14 protein-coding genes are annotated in these 19,751 nt (G+C 61.8%); 1 reads left to right on the top strand and 13 read right to left on the bottom strand.

Annotated features, from left to right (window positions below; translation table 11 throughout):
• Window positions 1-23: 23 nt before the first annotated feature.
• The 13 genes from LQE90_RS04675 to LQE90_RS04615 form a co-directional block, all read right to left on the bottom strand.
• Window positions 24-758: an ECF transporter S component gene (locus LQE90_RS04675; protein ID WP_114566787.1), complete on the bottom strand. Its 735-nt coding sequence runs from the start codon at window positions 756-758 to the stop codon at window positions 24-26.
• Window positions 755-2,224 carry an ABC transporter ATP-binding protein gene (locus tag LQE90_RS04670; protein WP_216528885.1) on the bottom strand — a complete coding sequence of 490 codons (1,470 nt, stop codon included), beginning with the start codon at window positions 2,222-2,224 and terminating at the stop codon, window positions 755-757. The genes LQE90_RS04675 and LQE90_RS04670 overlap by 4 nt, the downstream gene beginning before the upstream one ends.
• Window positions 2,212-3,108 carry an energy-coupling factor transporter transmembrane component T gene (locus tag LQE90_RS04665; protein WP_216528886.1) on the bottom strand — a complete coding sequence of 299 codons (897 nt, stop codon included), beginning with the start codon at window positions 3,106-3,108 and terminating at the stop codon, window positions 2,212-2,214. Before LQE90_RS04665 ends, LQE90_RS04670 begins: the two co-directional genes overlap by 13 nt.
• A gap of 226 nt (window positions 3,109-3,334) precedes the next feature.
• Window positions 3,335-8,914 carry a DUF4430 domain-containing protein gene (locus tag LQE90_RS04660; RefSeq protein WP_231088203.1) on the bottom strand — a complete coding sequence of 1,860 codons (5,580 nt, stop codon included), beginning with the start codon at window positions 8,912-8,914 and terminating at the stop codon, window positions 3,335-3,337.
• Window positions 8,915-9,200: 286 nt separating this feature from the next.
• Window positions 9,201-9,950, bottom strand: coding sequence for a nucleotide-binding protein (locus LQE90_RS04655; protein WP_216528889.1), 750 nt, complete (start codon window positions 9,948-9,950; stop codon window positions 9,201-9,203).
• Window positions 9,947-11,170, bottom strand: coding sequence for a nitrogenase component 1 (locus LQE90_RS04650; RefSeq protein ID WP_216528890.1), 1,224 nt, complete (start codon window positions 11,168-11,170; stop codon window positions 9,947-9,949). Before LQE90_RS04650 ends, LQE90_RS04655 begins: the two co-directional genes overlap by 4 nt.
• Before the next feature lie 83 nt (window positions 11,171-11,253).
• Window positions 11,254-12,621 (bottom strand): nitrogenase component 1, encoded by a 1,368-nt coding sequence (locus LQE90_RS04645; RefSeq protein WP_216528891.1) that lies wholly within the window; start codon window positions 12,619-12,621, stop codon window positions 11,254-11,256.
• Window positions 12,618-13,400 carry an ABC transporter ATP-binding protein gene (locus LQE90_RS04640; protein WP_181792550.1) on the bottom strand — a complete coding sequence of 261 codons (783 nt, stop codon included), beginning with the start codon at window positions 13,398-13,400 and terminating at the stop codon, window positions 12,618-12,620. Before LQE90_RS04640 ends, LQE90_RS04645 begins: the two co-directional genes overlap by 4 nt.
• Window positions 13,393-14,403: a FecCD family ABC transporter permease gene (locus tag LQE90_RS04635; protein ID WP_216528892.1), complete on the bottom strand. Its 1,011-nt coding sequence runs from the start codon at window positions 14,401-14,403 to the stop codon at window positions 13,393-13,395. Before LQE90_RS04635 ends, LQE90_RS04640 begins: the two co-directional genes overlap by 8 nt.
• 83 nt (window positions 14,404-14,486) lie before the next feature.
• A complete protein-coding gene (locus LQE90_RS04630) occupies window positions 14,487-15,629 on the bottom strand; it encodes an ABC transporter substrate-binding protein (protein WP_114566779.1) in 1,143 nt (380 codons plus the stop codon).
• A gap of 122 nt (window positions 15,630-15,751) precedes the next feature.
• Entirely contained in the window at window positions 15,752-16,942 is a 1,191-nt protein-coding gene (locus LQE90_RS04625) for an ABC transporter permease (RefSeq protein WP_216528893.1), read from the bottom strand.
• Window positions 16,939-17,646: an ABC transporter ATP-binding protein gene (locus LQE90_RS04620; RefSeq protein WP_114566777.1), complete on the bottom strand. Its 708-nt coding sequence runs from the start codon at window positions 17,644-17,646 to the stop codon at window positions 16,939-16,941. The genes LQE90_RS04625 and LQE90_RS04620 overlap by 4 nt, the downstream gene beginning before the upstream one ends.
• A gap of 4 nt (window positions 17,647-17,650) precedes the next feature.
• The gene (locus LQE90_RS04615; protein WP_216528894.1) at window positions 17,651-19,159 is read right to left on the bottom strand and encodes an efflux RND transporter periplasmic adaptor subunit; all 1,509 of its coding nucleotides are present in this window, start codon (window positions 19,157-19,159) and stop codon (window positions 17,651-17,653) included.
• Window positions 19,160-19,296: 137 nt separating this feature from the next.
• Between LQE90_RS04615 and LQE90_RS04610 the strand changes: the two genes are divergently transcribed.
• Complete coding sequence (locus LQE90_RS04610) at window positions 19,297-19,695, top strand: MGMT family protein (RefSeq protein ID WP_216528895.1); 399 nt, start codon at window positions 19,297-19,299, stop codon at window positions 19,693-19,695.
• Window positions 19,696-19,751 lie beyond the last annotated feature (56 nt).

Genomic DNA, 19,751 nt, shown 5'->3' with positions numbered 1-19,751 from the left:
CGCTTAGGGAAGCTTGCATTGTATCACGATGGACGAGACGTGCTGAAACCAGCGTCCACCAGGGCGTATTTGCGCTTGATGCGCTCAAGCTTCTTGCGCCAGGGCGCATAGAGCGCCAGCAGAAACACAACCGTGGCAACGCCGTGCGTGACGTCGAAGGGAAGCGCAGCGGCGAAAGCGACCGCCACGGCGGGAAGCGTCACGGGATGGACGAAGCCCACAACGTACCAGCTGTTGAGGATGAGCCCGTACGCCAAAGAGGAAACGAACCCGTAGGCGCACAGCACGGCCGTCCGATCGAGCCAGCCCCGATCGGCCAGCACGCCGGCCACGTACCCGACCAGGCCCCACGCGTACATCTGCCACGGCGTCCACGGTCCTTGCCCGAAGAAGAAGTTGGACACGAGCGCAGCCAGCGCGCCTACCAGAAAGCCGCTGCGCCGACCGAACACGGCCCCTGCAAGGATGCAAATGGCCGAAACCGGCTTGAAGTCGGGGACGGGCGCGAACAGGATGCGGCCCGCAGCCGCCAGCGCAGCCAGCACTACCGTGGGCATGACCTGGCGAAGCGGCGGACGAGACGTCTCGAACCCCGCGAAGAACACCGCGACCGCAACGCAGGCGACCGCAACCGTCAAAAGCGCCCCCTGCTCGATGCCGAAATATGCGCACGCGGCGAGCGCGCAGGGAACGGCGACCAGGGCCGGAACCTCGAGCGCCGCCAACACCCGATGCGCCTTCCCTTTCGAAGCGCTCATCGCGACCCTCCTTCGTACAGGCGCGCGAACGCGTCCTCGGAAGGTCGGTAGAACAAGTTCCCCTCGAAAAACGAACCGGCAGGCTCCGTACAGGCATCCTCGCCGTCGAACAGCATGGTGACCTCGTCGGCAACAAGGGCCGCAAAGGTCAAATCGTGCGTGGCCATAAGCACCGTCGCGCCCGCCCGAACCCGATCGAGCACCGCTTCAGCCACCGCGGCCTTCGACGGCGCGTCAAGGCCTTTCGTGGGCTCGTCGAGCAGCAGCAAGTCGGGATCGGTCAGCAAAAGCTTGGCCAGCGCAAGCTTTTGCTGCTGCCCGCCCGACAGGTCGTACGGATGGCTTGCCGCGCAGGACGTCAGCCCGAACCGCTCGAGCGCGGCGGACACGTCGCCGTCGGAGAATCCGCACGAACCTTGCCACTCCCGCAGCTCTTCGTCCACGCTGTCGCACGCGAACAGGGATTTCGGATCCTGCGGAAGAAGCGCCTGACGGGATGACAGGCGGTTGATCACGCTGCCCCGTTCGGGCTTCAGCACGCCGGCGACCAGGCGCAGCAGCGTCGACTTCCCGCTGCCGTTCCCTCCCACCAGCGCATGCACGCGCCCCGGACGCACGTTCAAGTCCATGCCGCGCAGCACCCAATCGGCGTCGCGCCCGTAACGGCAGCGCACGTCGTTCAGCGCCACGGCAGAATCGGCCGCGCGCGCCGGGCGCCCCGCTTCGACGGCGCGTCCAGCATCCGGAAGGCGAAGCGGCCGCGCCGCGAAACGATCGAGCGAAACCTCCTCGATCCGGCCGTCGCGCAGCTCCACGGCATCGGTGGCGTACGAGGCCATGGATTCAGGCGCATGCGTGGCAACCACCACCGTGATTCCCAACTCGCGGTTCACGCGGAAAAGCGCGTGCAGGAAGTTCTTCTCCGCCACCGGGTCAAGCTGGGCCGTCGGCTCGTCGAGCAGCAGCAGCCGGGGCTGCATGGCAAGGACGCTGGCCAGCGTGAGCATCTGCTTCTGGCCTCCCGAAAGCTCGGACACCTGACGCCGGAACCACGGCTCGATGCCGAAGAAATGCGCGACCTCGGCCACGCGACGGCGCATCTGGTCCTGCGAAACGCCCAAGTTTTCCAGCCCGAAGGCAAGCTCGTGCCACACGGCGTCGCACACGATCTGGTTCTCGGGGCTTTGGGCAACGTAGCCCACGCGCGAAGCCGCCGCGAACGCGTCCATGTCCTCGACGGGAACGCCGAACGCCTCGAACGCCCCGTCCTTCGCCCCAACGGGCGAGATAGCCTGCTTCAAGCAGCGCAACAGCGTGGTCTTTCCGCTGCCGGTCGCTCCGACCAGCAGCTGGAACGCCCCTTCGGACACCCGCCAATCAAGCGGCCCGATCGATGCCGCGGCATCGGGATACGAAAAGGAGAACCCGCGCGCCTCGACGGCGGGCCGATCGGTCACAACCTCCATACAATCCGCTCCCTTGCTTCCATGACCAGCGGCAAAGCCGCGAACAGTACGTAGGGTGCGTAGCTCCACCACGAGGCGAAGCCGGCGATGAACGGGTAGAACCTGAACTGGGCGCACGCCGCCCAGGCGGCAACGGCCGCGCTCGCGCCAACCACCATGAGGAACGCGAGCGCGCATGCGTCAAGGCGGCGGAAGCGGAAGCGCGCATAGGTGGTGCGCTTCGGCGCGGTGCCCCAGCCGCGCGCTTTCATGGCGTCGGCGGTTTCGAGCGAATCCTCCATGCTCCACCCCATAAGGACCGAGGTCAATCGTATATGCTCGCGAAAGCGAAGGCGACGGCCCGCGCCCTTCGTCGAATCGGGCGACGTCGTCGCAACCGGACGGGCGGCCGTGCATGCGCGCGCGACGCCTTCGATATCGCCTCCGCGCCGAACGAACTGGGGCACCAAGCGCGCCGTCATGGACATCATGAGCCCGACCGTGGGCACGACACCGCCGAACAAAGCCATGATCTTGTCGGACGTCAACACGCGCGAAGCGTTCGAGAACGTGAGCAGCACGCTTGCCAGCATCACGCCCATGCATGCGCCGTACACGAAGCTTTCCAGGTAGAACGCCCGCGCTCCGATGCGAAACAGCTCCGTGGACCCGGAAGCCGAGAACAGCGGGTTCGCCAGCGCGACGATCGCCACAAGGGGAAGCTGCCATGCGAGGGAGCGAGCGACGGCGCGAACGCCGCGCAGCACCGCGCCAAGAGCCAGCGCAGCCGCAAGCGACACCAGAAGGTACACGGGCTGCATCGCCGCCATGCTCATGACGAGCAGGATGGCGAAGTACGCCAACGCGACCACGGGATGGAACAGGTCGAACGCCGTGCTTTTCACCAGGCTCGCACCCTTACTTGCCCACCGTGAAGAACAGCGAGATGACCAGAAGCACCGCAGAAACCAATGCGATGATCGCAAGAATGATCGAAACCTTCCGACTGAACAATGCCCCACCTCGCCTTTCGATCGCCGAGCCGCCCTCATCCGAAGCAGCTAGGATAGCACACGAAGCCGGGCGCCCCTTCAACGAAGAAGAAAAGACGCCCGGCAGAAAATCAGCAACTCAACCCGTCACGTAGAACCACGAAACGACATCCCCATCGTTCAGCGCGTACTTGTCGCACGCCATCATGAGAACCTCGCCGTTAACCGAGTACTTCCAGCCGCTTCCTCCCCCATGCTCCTTCTCGGCCAGGCCGCCGACAGCGCTCACGTACACGCCGTTACGAGCCACGCCCGCAGCGTCCTCGCCGTTCGGTTCCGCCACCCGAGTGCTCCCTGGACCGGACTCCCCGTTCGGGGACGAGGCCTCCTTGGCAACCTTGTCGGTCCGCCCGCCAACTTTGCCAGATGATTGCCGCACAAGCGGAGCATGGGCCGCACCCGGCGCCCCGGAAGATGCCCAGAAGGAACCCGACGTCCCATTTGACTCGTCTCCCGATCCACCAACACCGCCCGGGCGAGCGTTCGCGACCCATCGGGCGTACAACGTCATATCGCCATCGACCGGCGTTTCGAAATCCCAGGTTCGCGTACACGCGGAATCTACGAACCATCCGCCGAACGAGTACCCGTCGCGCGACGGATCAGCCGGCTGCACGATGGGCTTGTCCTTGACCGCCATGCCAGAAGGCACGAAAGACCCGCCCATGGAATCGAACGTCACCCGAAAGCCAGCCCGGCCCTTGAGTGCGAACAGAACGCCGGCATCGTTGGTGTAGTACAGATTGCCCTCCTCGTCCGCAATGACGGATGCCGTGCAGTAGTTCTGCTGCGGTCCCGCAGGCGTGTACAAAGCGTATGCGGCGGCATCGCCCACCCGGTACGCGTACACGCCGCCCGGCAACCCGTTGCACGTGAAGTACGCATACGTGCCGTCGCCCTGGATCGACACTAGCGGGGAACCCTGCGCCGCGCCAAGACCGCCGACCACCGTGCGATCGACGCGCATGCCGGCCAGATCGATCAAGGACAGCGTCCCGTAGCCGTCGGCGTCCGCACCACACACGAACACCGTGCCGTTCGATACGACGGGCGTCGATGTGGAGGATCGAGCAAACGAAACGCGGCCCGCAACCGAGAGCGCATCGCCCTCGCGAACGATCTTATACAGCACGCCGTCGCTCGTCACGGCCAGCAACGTTCTCCCATCGCCAACCGATACAATGGTCGAGCGACACGGGGCGCCAAGCGAGACCGAAGACTTCACCTTGCCCGTATCCCCCTCGATCAAAACGACTGCCCCCGATTCGTCGCCGATCACGATATCCGATCCGGATGCAGCAGCACCCGCCCAATAGTAGCCCTCGGGCTTTCCGCTGCTCGACGTGACACCCTTGTTCGCCCACATCAGCTTTCCGTCACTCATGCGCACGCACACAAGCGCGCCCGCCGTGCCCGTGGAGTTCGCGGCTCCCGGCTGCGTAAACCCGGCGTACGCATAGCCCCCGTTCACCGTGAGCGTGGAGAGCGCCTGATAGCTGACAGAACCATCCGATGTGCCAAGCGATTCGGTACGCCACACGCACACAAGTGCGTCGGCGGTAAACGCAGCCAAGCGACCGTCGTCAGTAGGGACCACAATCAAGCCATCGGCGTACGCCGGACGGCAGAAATAGCGGTTCGCGCTTCCGACGGTGGCCGATGCCGTAGGTCTTCCCGTTGCGGCATCTATCTTCATGAGAATACCGCCCGACACCAGATAGATATCGCCGTTGACAACCAGCGGATCCGACACCCCTTCAGCCGAGGTCACGGTCTTGTAGTCGAAGGACCAAAGCAAATCGGCCGACTCGGCGGGCGTGATGACGTTGGTCAGAGCCGACCCGGCTCCGAACTGTGGCCAAAAGGAGTCGTAGCTGGGCCGCGAGGCACTGGGCTTGATGACGACCTCGCCTGCGGTCGGCAGAGACGAACCCCATGCCGAGTAGTACCAGACCACCTGGTCGCCGGACTCAATCTTGATTTCGCCCGCACCCTTCTGAGCGACTTCGCCGTTCACGAACAGCTGCCAAAACCTGCCCGTGGCTTGGTCCCAGCCGAGCGTGCGGCCGTCGTAAGGCGAGACCAAGCTCTGTAGATACCAACTCTGGGAAGTGTCGACCATGGCCTTTAAGCCCGTTTTTACGAACATCTGATCACTCAGGTCGGCCATCGTGGCACCCTCCACCATGGCATAGCGAGAGGAAGCCGCCCACACCTGAGGATTGCCGGAAACGTCCATGCCTACGACTTCGCACGAGGCGGCAACACTGCTGGGCAGCACGGCGCCATCTGCGGAGTAGTACCAAACCACTCGATCGCCAGCTTGCAGCGTGATCCCATTCGCGCCCTCCTGGGCGACCTCGCCATTGACGAACAGCTGCCAGAACCTGCCCGTAGCCTGGTCCCAGCCGAGATTCTGGCCCGCATTGTAAGGCGACGTTATGGATTTCAAATACCAGCCCCATGAAGTTGCGATATCAGTCTTAAGACCCGCGTCCGCAAACAGCCGCTCGGACAGATCGGCCGCCGTGGCTCCCTTCGGCATCGCGTACGTCGCATCGGCAGCCCAGGTCTGCACAGCTCCGTCAGCATCCACGCCAACAACCGAGCACGTGGCCGAAAGCTGGTCGACAGGAGCCTCTTCCCCTTCGGCGGAATAACACCAGATTACGCTGTCGCCGGGCTTCAGCTCGTACCCGTTGGCGCCCGCCGTCGCAGCCGAACCATTGACGAACATCTGCCAGAACCTGCCCGTAGCCTGGTCCCAGCTGAGATTCTGGCCCGCATCGTAAGGAGACGTGACGGATTCGAGGTACCAACCCCATTTTCTATCGATGTTGGCGGAAATCCCCGTCTTAGTCAGCAACGCCTCGGTCAAACCGGACGCCTTCGAGCCGTTGTCCAGCGTGAACGGCTCAGCTGCCGCCCACGTCTGACGATTGCCGTGCTTGTCCATGCCTATGATGGAGCACGTCGCCGTGACGAAGGGATCCGTCTGGCCCTTCGTTCCCGCCACCGTGAACTCCGCCTGAACAGGCCGCTTCACAAGCGACTGCAGGTCACGGTTTTCCGGATGTGCAGCCGCCAGGGATTCGTACGCTTTGTAGGTGAGCACCGAATCGACCGCAACGCGGCGATCGTAGTCAGGACGGTTGACGCGCAGAATCTCATCTTCAAGCACACCGGCGTCCGACGACCTGAACGTACGCCACTTTTGGCTACCCATCGGGTCGTATCCGGGAATATCGTCCGGGACAATGCCCTGGTCCGTCATCTGGTCAATAGAGCGAGCCCATGCAAGAGAGCCGTCGGCTGCACGACTAACCTCCATGAACGTATCGAGGTCGACCGTCACCTGGTCAGCGGAAGCATTCTGCCCCAAAAGCGCCTGGCCGTACGCCGCTGCAACGTCGTTCATGAATCCGACGGCCTGTTCCAGCTCGTCAGAAGACACGGGCTTGAGCGTATAGGCCCCCAGCTCCCTCGAGACGGTCACGCCATCGTAGGTCAAACTCGCTGAAACCTCAACCGTACGGATAGGCTCCCCTTCAAGGGAGCGCGTCACGACGCCTCGGTATCCGTTGACCTTCAAGAAATCCTCGTCGCTTGAAACGTAGGATAGCTTGTACACCTTGCCGTCCACGCCCAGCGAACGCGGTGTCGAAAACTTCACATCGCCGTCAACAGCACTCGCCTGAACGCTGCCGCCCGATGCCGCATCGACAACCTTCGCCCGTTTCAGCACGTTCGCAAGCTGCTTCTTGATATCATCGACTTCAGCGCCCGATTTTTGCTCGACCACCGTATCGAAAGTCGTTCGATACGAAACACCGGGGCCGCTTCCGTAACCGGGAACCTGCAACTCGTACGTCGCCGTCAACGTAACCGACCGAGGAACCGCCGTATGCGAGAATACCGCCGTCGCAGTCTGGTTGTAATCGCCGTCAAAACCGTTCGCGATCTTCGCGACCGCCGAATCAGACGACGACCAGCTAATCGTCGCCGTCTTGGCGGATCCGACGCGCACCTCCGTAGGAAGACCTACCTTGAGGACCGACGCGGGTATCGAGCCCGTCTTGATGCCCTCGTCAAGGGAGACGTTAGCAGCTTGGCCTTCCAGATACGCAAGAACCCGAGCATCGTCCCATGCCAAAGACGATGCACGCGAAGGCGTATAGAACCCCGTCGCATCGCCAAACGTCAATGCATAGGTAGGTTTGAACTGCCGCAACACCGAATAATCGAACGAAACCGTCTTTGCATCGGGAGCCAGGAAGAAATACGTGATCGCGCCGTTATCCGAACCTTCGGAAACATCGACGGAGCCTTGCTGCTTCGGGTCGACTCCCGAGAACGCCGCAGCCGAAACGCGCGTCGACACGCCGTCGAACCCGAGTTCGGACAGGCGCGATTCAATCATGCGGTTGAGATTGGAGTCCGTACCGTACTTCGGATTCGGATAGTACCCGCGCAAGCCATCTTTTTCGAGAGCCGTGATCGCAGCGGCCACGCGAGCCTCGTTCTCCGCAGAACCGGCCGCGACCACCGCACCGACCGCTGGAGAGACGACCTCGTTGCGAGACGACGCCTCCACCTTGACGTACTTGCCAACTTCTGACGGTGTAAGCTCGAGCGAAGATCCCCGCGCTCCGGAAAGCTCGTGGAACTCGCCGTCAACCGCATCCCCGACCAACCAACGATACGCGACGCCCGATTCCACGGCAGTTCCGCTCGCGGCATCATGCGCAATGGCCGTAAGGGCGTTACCTTGCTTGGCCGTACCTTCGATCTCGACCGATGCAAGGTCTGCCTTGCCGTCTGTGACCTTGGGAGTTGACGAAGAAGACCACTTTTCGACGCCGTTGGCCAAGGTGACCTTGACGGCGAGGAACGAGCCGGCGTCGGCGTCGGCCAAAAGGTACGTCCGAGCATTTGCCCCATCAATCGGAGCGTAATTCTTGTAGCTTAAAGCGTTTGGTGCATACGAAACCTGCGTACCGCCCCGATACCACTGAAACGAAATACCAGCGTAATCGCTGACTTCAACCTCTTCCGTACCCCAACCCCAAGGATCCTCTTCTTCGACGAACGCCCATGCCTTGATCTCCAAACCCGCGCCCAACTTGGAGGGGAGGTTCATACCCGATGCGGTTTTGACGCGTACGCCGTCGACGTTTGAAACAGCCCGGGAGGAAGAGGGTTCGGAAGAGTCCGACGATGCGGTTTCCTCCAAAGAGTCCAGAGCACTGGGCTGGATGCTTCCATCCTCGTTCGACAACGCGTTCTCGGAGGGAACCGCGTCGCCAGCCAGCTCGCGATCGACCGTCGACCCTCCTGCGGTCTCGGAAGGCTCGCCCGCTTCGGCATTCGAAAGGGTCTCGGTGCGGTCCGCCGAGCCCAGCGAATCCATCGGCCCAGTCGAACCGCCCTCGCTCGATTCGCCAGACCCGGCAAGAGCGCGCTCTTCAGCAACCGAAACGTGTGCACCGCCCGGCTGCGCCCAGGCGATGCCGGGAACCAGGGACACGACCAGGGCCACGGCCAGAAGTACAGCTAGAAATCTCTCCGAAACGCTTGCAACCGAAACGGCTGACAAAGGCGTGTTCGACCTCTCTCGAACGGAGCGCGTACCCACGCGCGCCAACTGAAGACCGATCATCGTCGGCACCTCTCTTCCAGGGCTTGCTGCGATGGATGGGTGTTCCGACTTCGCCTCATCTGGCTCGAACGCATGCCTGCATGTCGTCCGGCCATCAACGTTTACGGTTACTGGTATAGCGCAGGATTCTCACCCGCATTTCCCCAAACGAACATGATCCGCACGTTCGCTCGCGCCGCGCTTGGCGCAACCATCTTTGCCAATATATGCTTCGCGGTATTCTACCACGCAGGCGACAGGAGAAGGGGCAGAAGGATTCGTCGGCATTCCTTCGCGAACGCGCAAGCTAGCAGCTTTCCAAAAGCATCCGAGCAAGGCTGCGATAGCGCTCGGCCATTGCCGAGTCAGGAAGCGCCGCCACAACGGTCTTGCGAAGCTCTTCAGCTTGCTGAACCTCCGGACTTCGAGGCAAAGAAGCAACCAGGGAAGTGCCCATCTCCGCACAGGCAGCCTCCACCGTAGCGCGCTCGTCCTTCACGTTTCGCTCGTTCAGGATAACGCCGCGCACCCGAGCGTAGCCCTTGTTCCGGTACGCCGCTACGGCTCGGTTTATGTTGTCCGCAGCATACAAAGCCATCATCTCCCCCGATGTCACGATGTACACGTCTTCGGCATAGCCGCCGCGTATGGGCATGGCGAACCCTCCGCACACCACGTCGCCCAACACGTCGTACAGCACGAAATCAGGCTCGTAGGTCTGGAACGCCTTCAGCTCGTCAAGGCGCTCGAACGCCGCGATGATGCCCCGGCCCGCGCACCCGATACCCGGAGGAGGACCGCCCGCCTCAACGCACAGCACCCCCGTATCGCTGCGGACCACGATATCCTCCAGCTTCACGTGCCCGCCTTTTTCCTTGATGGCATCCAAAACCGTAAGGATGCGAACGCCCTCCGTCAGGTTCTTCGTCGAATCCGACTTGGGGTCGCATCCTATCTGCATGACCGTGAAGCCCTGCTCTGCAAGGGCGGCGGAAACGTTCGACGTCGTGGTCGACTTCCCTATACCGCCTTTGCCGTAAAATGCTATCTTCTTCACCGACTCGCCTTCTTCCGCACCATAGTATGCTCTATCGTCGCGAGCGCCGCAGAAAGGGCGTCCGGTCCCACGGCGGGCGCCGGATTCGTCCAATACAAGCGGCTGGAAACCGCAACGTGGGGAACGCCCACGTATGCCACCTCGCAAGGAATGGCCTCCTGAAACAATGGATCGCCTATCACCACGTCGTACCCGCGATCAACAACGTGCTCGCAAAATTCACCTTCGCTTGAAAACGACCGGTCGCCCTCGAGCATCAGCTCGTCGTCCATGCCGAAGAAGCTGGCCACCGTGCAGTCAGCGCCCGAAACTTCTCGCATCAGCCCGGCGCGAAAGGCGTTGGCCCATACTTGCTGGCCGACAATCAGCACCTTCACGCCGCATGCCGGTTCGCACGGATTCCCGACGCCGCCCAAAGGCTTTGCCGAGAACTGCGCTTTCCAAGAATCGGAAGACGCCTGAAAGCCATCGGGAGCCATCCATCCCGCACGGCAAGGCCCCACGGGCAAGGCGCACGTCCAAGGCGTGCCGAACGCTTGCTCAAGCCAGCGGGCCGACGCAAGGGCAGCCACCGAAACAACCACGTTGACGTGCGCCTCCGCAAGACGCTCGACGTCTTCGAACGAATAGTCCATGCCAAGCGTGCAGATCACTCGGTAGCCCTCCCTCTCCACGTCTTCACGTAAAACGACAAGCTGATCGGGTCCCCAAAGATCAAGCGGTATCGCCCCTAAGATGTTCGCAGACGGGGCGACGCTTCGAGGAGCCGGCTTCGCGTAGCGCCTGCACAGCTCCATCATCACCATGCTCGCACCGCGATCGTAGGCGGTCATGCCCGTGGTTTCGAACGCGAAGCAAGGCAAAGACAGCCGATCCTCCAAAGCCGCAGCAACCGCTTTATGGTCCGTGCCGATAATCGCCGCTGCTGGGCTGGCGAGCAAGGCGAGGTATCGAGAACCTTGCAGCCCCTCTATGAGGGGAAGCGTTTCCTCCAGGAACTCCTCATCCCCGAATACGGCCCGAACATCCCGCAGCCCGCTCGAAAGCACGAGCGAGGTTTTTTCGAAGTAGCGCGGCTCATCGTAGCCAGCGCAATTGGCAAGACACCCGCTTGCTCCGTTCACCACAATGGTTCCCTGCAAATCGTACAGAACCGACACCGCTCCCGAATAGTCGGGGGCAAAGGCCGGCAGAACGTCGAAATAATGAAGCCCGTCCATGTGCTCTCCTTCTTGGGCGCCCGCCCTGGAACAAACGTCGCCGCGCACGCATTCGCACAATGCGACAAGCATGCCCGACGCTCCTACACCACAAGGCTGCTGCTGGTCAGAGCAGCCTCGAACCCATCGGATACCTCGCAAGGGCGCACCAGCATGCGCAACAGCTCGACACCGCCCTGAAAGCCGAACAGCGGCAATTCGAATCCTATATCGGCGTACCGCGTGCAATTCGAGTAGTACGCAGCATCCAGTCCCACCGCCACATCCACTTCAGGAGCCGTTTCGTGCATGAACAGAGCGCGTCTCGACTCGGGCGGCAGCACGACGATCTGAGGGGCCTTTTGCTGCAACCACGAAAGCTGCTCCATGCACGTGCGCGAAAGAGCGTTCGCATACACCGACTCGACCCTCATCCCGCACTCCGTCAAAAACCGAGCCAGCTCAAAAGGGCTTGCCAAGTGGGACGAGCCCACGGAAACGCGCAGACCCTTCAAGCGGGAAGCAAGCAACCCGATCTCCGCCATGGCCTGGTCGCGCGCTTGCTGCCAGGAAAGCGCGACCTCCAGCTTCTTCTCAAGGCGTTCGTAGCTTCGAGCCACCAAGGAGGGCAGCACATGAAGAGGAAAGCGAAGGCTCTCCATGCCCAGACGATCGTGCAAAGAATCGCACGCGATCGCCGCCGCGTCATGCGCAACCAAGTTCAAGCGGGACGCCGAAAGCGCCTGGAACTCCTCGTAGGTTGCGCAATCGGCCACGTTCGCCAATCTATAGCCCGCCCGAGCAAGCACAGCATGGGCCTCCGAAGACGGATGCACGTTCGAGAAGATGCCGCACAAGTTCAGAATCGCAGGCTGGCCGTCCGCCCCCGAAGAAGACGAGGAAACGTCGCCCTGCTTCGAGGGTTCCAAAAAGCTGTAAACCGTGCGCAACGCCCGAGGCAACGGCGGCAGGGATCCTTCGCTTCTGATGGGGTTCATAGCCGAAACCTGCACCGGCAGCCCGCAAGCATCCTGCACGTCCGAAGCGATCAGATCGAAATCCGAACCCAGCAGATCGTCGATGCAGCTGTACACAATGGTAAGGGCACTGGGCGCATATCGATCCACGATGAAGCGCGCGGCATTCGCCACTTGGTCCAGATGCGATCCAAGCGACACCGCCTCATCTTGAACATGCAAGGCATGGATCCTCGCGCGATCGCGCCCGTGAAGATACGCCGCCACCAACCCGTGCCGGCCGCAGCCCTGAGGGGCAACGAACAGAACATGGCTTCCGGGCACCAGGCATGCAACGCGAGGAATGCCGTATCCTCCCGTCGCAGGCGAGTAAAAGCACAGATCGGATCCTTTGTTGAGCAAGAGAGGCTTCCCTTCGGAATCAACCTTGATCTCCGTAATAGGAATACCCTTCGGGGGCAGCGACTGCGCATCGAGGCAAGGGGCTTTCATCATGTCCTCCTCAAGGGAATAACGGCATCGTACGCGCGCCCGTCCTCAACGCAGGAGAGCAACTGCGCGTCGACGCCGTAATACTGGGAAATGCTCCGGCGGTTCAGCATGTCTTTGACCGGCCCGCAAGCATGTCCCTCGCGTCCGATCAGCAAAGCCTGGTCGGCAACGCGCAGGGCATGCGCCGGATAGTGGGTATTCATGACGATGGAAAGGCCGTCCTTTGACGCCAAGCGCTCTACCAGGTCAAGAACGTGGATCTGATTGCGCATGTCCAAGTTCGATTCAGGCTCGTCCATGATCAGCACAGAAGGCTCCTTCACCAACGCCCGAGCAATAAGGACCATCTGCAGCTGCCCGCCCGAAAGCTGATGGCACGAGCGCCGCGCAAGCGAGGCGATGCCCATGCTCTCGAGCAAACCTTCCGCACGAAGGTAGTCGTTCTTCGAAGGCGTTCTTCCGAAAGCAACGTACGACGAGCGCCCCATGACCACAAGATCGAGCACGGTATGGCTGAACACCATGCTGCGAGCTTGCGGGACGTAGCTGATTTCCTTCCAAAAATCAGCCGCAGACACGTCGCGTACCGGCCGATCGCCAAGAAAGAACTCCCCTTCCGTAGGAGAGAGAAACCGCATAAGGCAACGCAAAAGCGTCGTCTTCCCCACGCCGTTCGAACCCAAGACCGCCAAAACGCTGCCAGCCGGAACTTCGAACGAAACATCCTGGAACAAAGGGCTTCCGCCCGCATAGCAAAACGCCACCGATTTAGCCCTAATCACTCCAAGCACCCCCGGTTCGCCGCAAGAGGACCGCGAAGAACGGCGCTCCCACGATAGCCGTCAGAATAGACAGCGGTATCTCGGCTGGCGTTGCCGCACGCGCGCCCGTGTCGATGAGGACCATGAAAACCGCGCCGACCAGAACGCATGCGGGCAAAAGAAACTTATGGTCGTTCCCGGTCAGCATGCGAGCAAAGTGAGGAACGGCCAGCCCCACGAACGTCACTATGCCGCATATCGAAACGGTAAGAGCGGCGATGACCGTAGCCGCCGAAATGACGACAAGGCGCAAACGCTTCACGTTCACCCCCAAAGACACGGCTTCGTCTTCAGGCAAAGAGAGCACGTTGAGTTTCCACCGAAGGCACCACAGAACGCCGATGCCGGCGATGATGGCGGGCCCAACGGTAATCACGTCGGTAACAGACGTTCCCGCAAGACTTCCCATCAGCCAATACGTGATCGCCGGCAGCGTGTTTTGCGGATCGGCCACAAACTTGACCAACGAAACGAGCGCCTGGAACACCGCGCCCACGATAACGCCCGACAGCACCAGCGTGAGAACGGTGCTCCTGCCTCTTCTGCGGCTCATGCCGTACGTGCAGGTTATGCCCGCAAATCCAAACAGGATGGCCATCACCTGGACCGCAAGCGAATCGCCAACCAGCAAGATGCCCAGAGCGGCACCGAAGCCGGCGGCAGCCGATACGCCCAAGATATCGGAGCTAACCAAAGGGTTCCCGAACATCGCCTGCAACGACAATCCGGCAACCGACAGCCCCGCTCCAACGATCATGGCCATAAAAAGCCGCGGGATCCTGATAGAGAACAGCACGGTGTAGGTCGTCTCGTTCGCCACGGGTTGCCCTGCCAAAACGGAGAGCAGCTCGTCAAGCGGAATGCCATAGCGCCCGAGGCACAAGGCCAGCGCTGCCGACGCAAGCAAAACGCCGATCAGGGCCCCTTGCATCAATCGCTGGTAGCGAATAGATTTGAACTTCATTGAACTCCTTGCAAACGTTGCGCAAAAAGGGATGCCCTGCATCTGCCGGAAGCATCAGCGGGCATCCCGAATCGCATGGTCAGCTATTTGGTGTTGCTGCTCTTGTACTGCCAATCAGCACCGCGAGCGGCTTCCGGATTGGAGGAAAGAACGCCTTTTACCTGGTCGTCAGATATATCGTAAGAATAGAACTCGTTGTAGTACGCCTTGATCTCGGCTTCCATGTCGTAGTCGAACAGATCCGGGTACAGCGTTTCGGACATCCACTTCAACATGAGCGGAGCGTCACCCGAAGGAGGGAACCAGCGATAAACTCCGATAGGCTCTTTGTACACGCGGCCCTCGCGCACCGCCTTCACGTTACTCCAATCCTGTCCGGGAACCGTGTTGTTGTATAGATCCTCGGGCATGGTTTGGGAAAACGTGGTGATGATGATAACGTCGGGGTTCCATTCGTAAATCTGCTCCATGCTGATAGCGGGCGTGCCCGACAGCTCCGAGGCAACGTTCACGCCTCCGGCTGCGTCGATCCACCCCTGCCCGTAGTGGCCTTGGGCAGATGTGGTGATCTTCTTGTCATCGTGATTGAACAGGAAAAGCGTCCGGGGCTTGTCCTTCTCGTCGATAGAGGCCGTCTTCTGCGCGACCTCCTCCTTCACGCGCTTGCCGTAGTCGACAACGGCATCCGTCTTGCCCGTGCTCCCGAACATGCGGCCCATGATCTCGACCCATGAATCGAAGGTCACCAGGGCGTCTCCGTCGCCTTGGGTCTTCACGCCAACGATGGGAATCCCTGCGGCTTTCATGGCGTCGCGTTGGTTGCCGTACTCGGCCCAATACATCACGGCATCGGGCTTGAGGGCAAGCAGCTCTTCGACGTTGATCTCGTCGCCCTGAACGAAGCTGCTGGGAACGTCAAGCAGGTCGGGGTACATAGCGGCCATCACGGAATCTTTGATGGCGCTCGCTGAACCGGGGTGCATTCCGACCAGCTTGTCAAGCGGCTCGCCCGTAACGGCGTACACGCTGGGAAGCGGCAACGCCGTGGTAACGAAGCGATCGATAGATCCGGGCAGTTGCTGCTCTTCCCCGTTTTGGTCAACGACGACTATCGGCTCTTTTTCGCCGCTGTTTTCAGCAGCTGGATCCTGGGGCGCAGAGCACCCCGTAGCGAACAAGCCTACCGCAGCAGCCAGAAGAGACAGCTGCACTATGCGCTTGGGCATACGACAACCTCCTAAAAGTTAGCTATAGTTAACTTCTTGAGATTATCCTAATATCCGGTCGTTGTCCAGATGCGCTAGTCAATTCTGGGAAAGTGCGTCGATTCGACCCGCAACACCCTGCGCTACTGGTACCGCAGCGACTCCACGGGATCGAGCTTTGCGGCGCGCCGAGCCGGGTAGTAGCCGAACACCACGCCTATGAGCACGCACACGCCCACCGCGCCCAAAACCACCTGAGGCGCCAGCACGGGCGCAACGGCCATGCCGGGCTGAACCACGCCGATCACGCTGCCCAGGCCCCACGCCGCCAAAAACCCGAATACGATGCCGAATAAGCCGCCCGTAACGCACAGCGCAACGGCTTCCAGCAAGAACTGCATCGTGACGTCGTGGCGACGCGCGCCCAACGATTTGCGCAGCCCGATCTCGCGTATGCGCTCGGTCACGTTCGTCAGCATCATGTTCATGATGCCGATGCCTCCCACGAACAGCGATATCGAAGCAACCGACCCCATGAGCAGCGAAAACGCCGACATCATGGTTTCCATCTGCTTGATGATGGAATCGAGCGAGGTCACGTACACGTCGCTTTTCTGCAAATTGAAGTACCGTGCAACGTAATCTTGGGTAGTCTCGACAAGCCGGTCCATGTCGGTGCCTTCCCGAGCGGCTCCGATAATCTGCGATACCCCGCCGCCCGCGCCGGTACGCGTCTGCGCCGTGGTGTACGGCAGGTACATGGTCATGCCGCCCGACATGAACGACGTGGTGTCGAGCACGCCCACCACCGTGTAGTCATCGTTTCCCAGCCGAACGGACTTGCCCACGGCCTGCACGTCGGCGCTGCCGAAAAGATCCCTGATGGAGCTGCTGTCGATCACCACGAGGCGCGCTGCGCCCGCCTCTTCGCTCGCAGTGAAGAAGCGTCCCTCCTTGAGCTTCGAGCCGGTCACCTCGAAGTAGTCGGGCCGCACGCCCACGATGTTCGCGGGAGTCTTCTTGCCGTCCGATTTCGCAACTTCGGTAGACGAGTAAGATGCGCCCGTAATGGTTTCGTATTCCGGCATGCCGGAAGCAAGCTTGTCCAGATCGTCGAAGGTCACGCCCTGAGGCGCATAGGCGCCGATGGAAACCTGCCGGGCCTGGCTGAACCCAAGCTCGCCCATGAGCATGTTCTGGACCCCCGCTATGAGCGAGGTCATGGCGATGACCGCGGCGATGCCGATCACGATGCCCAAGATGGTAAGGAACGAGCGCCCCTTGTTGGCCGACAGGGCATGCCAGGTTTCGTAGAACAAATCCCCGATCTTCATCGTGCACCTCCCGCCAAGCTGACATGCGGGCCGTCGTAGAGCTTGCCGTCCCTGATGTGAACCACGCGGTCCGCATGCGCGGCCACGTCGGGTTCGTGCGTGATGAGGACGATGGTCTTCCCCTGGTCGCGCAGGCTCTTGAACGTCTCGAGCACCATGTCCCCCGTTGCAGTGTCCAGGTTGCCGGTAGGTTCGTCGGCTAAGATGAGCGCCGGGTCGTTCACCAGGGCGCGCGCGATGGCCACGCGCTGCATCTGGCCGCCGGACAGCTCGTTGCTGCGATGGTCGTACAGCCTTTGATCAAGCGAAACGCTGCGCAGCGCCGCATGCGCGCGGGCGGCGCGCTCCTTGCGCGGGCAGGCCGTGTACACAAGCGGCAGCATGACGTTGCGCATGACCGTAGCGCGCGGCAGCAGGTTGAACGACTGGAACACGAAGCCCAAACGCGTCGCCCGAATCTCGGCCAGCTCGTCCTCGCGATACGCCGCCACGTCGACGCCTTCCAGCAGATAGCGCCCGCGCGTGGGCGTGTCCAGACAGCCGAGCAGGTTCATGAGCGTCGACTTGCCCGAGCCCGAAGGTCCCATGATGGCAAGGAACTCGCCTTTCTCGACCGAGAGCGACACGCCGCGCAGGGCATGGGTGAGACCCGAAGCGCTCTCGTATATGCGATGCAGGTCAACGGCCTCTACCACGAAGCTCATGGCGCTATCCTATCGCCACGGCGTCGGCGGAAACGCCGGGCGCCGCGCTCGAAGCCCCTTGATCGCCCGCAGGCGCCAAGGATCCGATGACCACGTTTTCCCCAGCTTTGACCCGACCTTTCACCACCGACGTCAACCCGTCGGACGCGACCACTTCCACCGAGCGCTGCTCGACGGCCTGCGTTTCGGGATCGGTGACCACCATCACGAAGCTCTTGCCCGAGCTGTCCGACTGCACGGCCGAAATGGGAACCTTGAGGGCATCCTCGATCGTCGTGGTGGTGATGGTGGCCTTCGCGGTCATGCCCGGCTTCAAGCGAGGATCGGGCTGCGCGATCAGCAGCTTGACCGCGTAGGTGACGGCCCCGCCGCCTCCGTACGAGGCGCCAGCCGACGCGTCGCCCGCGCCCGCCGAGGTGGTAGCGATCTTCACCACGGTTGCAGGCAAGGTGAGGTCGGGTGCCGCCGTGAACGTGACCTGCGCCGTCTGGTCGGCGCTCACCTTGAGGATGTCTATCTCGTTGACGTTGATGGAAACGGTCATCTGCGACAGATCGGCTATCTGCACGGGAGACACGGGGTTCGCCGCCGAAGTGGATCCCAGCGCCTTGCCGGGCTCGATGTTCACGGCTACCACGCTTCCGGCGATCGACGAGGTAACGGTGCGCTTGTCGGCGCGCGCGACGGCTTCGTCATAGGTGGTTTGAGCGCTCTGCAACGCAAGGTTCGCGCTGTTGAGCGCAATCTCGGCCTGCCTGATGGCGGAGTCCGCTCCGCCTTCGTCGAACGTGGGAGCCGCGGCCGGAGCCTGCGGAGAAGACGGAGCGGTCGCGCCCGGCGCCGCGCTGGCCTGGGCATCGGCGAGCGCCTGAGCCTGTGCGCGCGCATCGGCCACCGCCTGCTGCCCGGCCGCTTTCGCGCGGTACGCTTCGTTCACGGCGTTTTGCGCTTGCGCCACGCCGTTGCGCGCTTCCTCGATGCCGCGCGCAGCTTGGGAAACCGCCTTGTCCAGTTCGGCGTTCACTACCGTGAACAGCGTTTGGCCGGCTTCAACGCGATCGCCTTCGGAAACGAACACCTCTCCTACGATACCGTCCACCTCAGGCGTAGCGCTCACAGACGAAATGGGCTGCAGGCTTCCTGAAGCGGTAACGGTATCGACGAACGTCCCCTGCTCGATCGGGACGGTTTGAGGGGCCATGCTCTCAAGCGCCTTGGCCGTTTGATCGGCAACGTACCAAGCAAGCGCGCCCATCAAAACTACGACCGCAAGCACGGCCACCGACACGCCGATGATGATCTTCCGCTTGCGCTGCTTCTTGCGCTTAGCCTTGAGGTCATTGAACGCCTGCATGTCGGAAAGCGCGTCGGCGTCGACGAGAGCATCGGGCAGCGGCGGCAGCACGGCCGTGGTCTGAGGCGAAGCGGGAACGAACGCCGCAGTATCGTCTGCGCCGAACGAACCCGCGGGAACGAAAGCACTGTTCCCGTCTTGGCGATTGCCGTGTTTCATCGCGAACCTCCCTACGCGCGAAGCAAGACGTCTTCGCGCAATACCTTCTCGCTACAGTATAATTTGATACAGAATACGCGATCACCGCGGAAAAAAGAAGCGCGAAACGGCGTCTTGGGCAAAAAGAAAGTGGTTTCATGGGAGATTTCTCCAACAAAGTGTTCGACACGGTGCGCCACATCCCGCGCGGCAAGGTTGCCTCATACGGCCAAGTGGGTCAGCTGATCGGAGCCCCGCGATCGGCTCGCTACGTAGGTTACGCCTTGCGGGCGAACCCCGAGCCCGGGGCCGATCCCGCGTGCATTCCCTGCCATCGCGTGGTGTTCAAAGACGGAAGCCTGTGCAAGGGCTTCGTTTTCGGAGGCCCCGACGAGCAGCGAAGCATGCTGGCAGCCGAAGGCGTCGAATTCGAAGACGACGGGCGCGTGAACATGAAAGCCTGCCAATGGGACGGCCGCATGCAAGATGCCGGCGCCGACGGAGAGCCCACCCGCCCTCCCGCCGATTTCGATTGGAAAGCCGAGCTGGGAGAATAGAAGCCGCGCTTCGATGCCGAGCAAGCGTCGACCCGACTTGGACGCTCGCTTCGAGC

Origin of the sequence: Paraeggerthella hominis (assembly GCF_021044775.1) — a bacterium.
Lineage (GTDB): Bacteria > Actinomycetota > Coriobacteriia > Coriobacteriales > Eggerthellaceae > Paraeggerthella > Paraeggerthella hominis.
The sequence above is the reverse complement of the archived record's forward strand: the minus strand, read 5'-3'. Positions and strand labels throughout refer to the sequence as shown.

What these genes read in the sequence shown, in the direction of transcription:
- LQE90_RS04675 (WP_114566787.1), bottom strand. Translation starts at nt 758, where the DNA reads ATGAGCGCTTCGAAAGGGAAGGCGCATCGGGTGTTGGCGGCGCTCGAG.
- LQE90_RS04670 (WP_216528885.1), bottom strand. Translation starts at nt 2,224, where the DNA reads ATGGAGGTTGTGACCGATCGGCCCGCCGTCGAGGCGCGCGGGTTCTCC.
- LQE90_RS04660 (WP_231088203.1), bottom strand. Translation starts at nt 8,914, where the DNA reads ATGATCGGTCTTCAGTTGGCGCGCGTGGGTACGCGCTCCGTTCGAGAG.
- LQE90_RS04650 (WP_216528890.1), bottom strand. Translation starts at nt 11,170, where the DNA reads ATGGACGGGCTTCATTATTTCGACGTTCTGCCGGCCTTTGCCCCCGAC.
- LQE90_RS04645 (WP_216528891.1), bottom strand. Translation starts at nt 12,621, where the DNA reads ATGATGAAAGCCCCTTGCCTCGATGCGCAGTCGCTGCCCCCGAAGGGT.
- LQE90_RS04635 (WP_216528892.1), bottom strand. Translation starts at nt 14,403, where the DNA reads ATGAAGTTCAAATCTATTCGCTACCAGCGATTGATGCAAGGGGCCCTG.
- LQE90_RS04630 (WP_114566779.1), bottom strand. Translation starts at nt 15,629, where the DNA reads ATGCCCAAGCGCATAGTGCAGCTGTCTCTTCTGGCTGCTGCGGTAGGC.
- LQE90_RS04625 (WP_216528893.1), bottom strand. Translation starts at nt 16,942, where the DNA reads ATGAAGATCGGGGATTTGTTCTACGAAACCTGGCATGCCCTGTCGGCC.
- LQE90_RS04620 (WP_114566777.1), bottom strand. Translation starts at nt 17,646, where the DNA reads ATGAGCTTCGTGGTAGAGGCCGTTGACCTGCATCGCATATACGAGAGC.
- LQE90_RS04615 (WP_216528894.1), bottom strand. Translation starts at nt 19,159, where the DNA reads ATGAAACACGGCAATCGCCAAGACGGGAACAGTGCTTTCGTTCCCGCG.
- LQE90_RS04610 (WP_216528895.1), top strand. Translation starts at nt 19,297, where the DNA reads ATGGGAGATTTCTCCAACAAAGTGTTCGACACGGTGCGCCACATCCCG.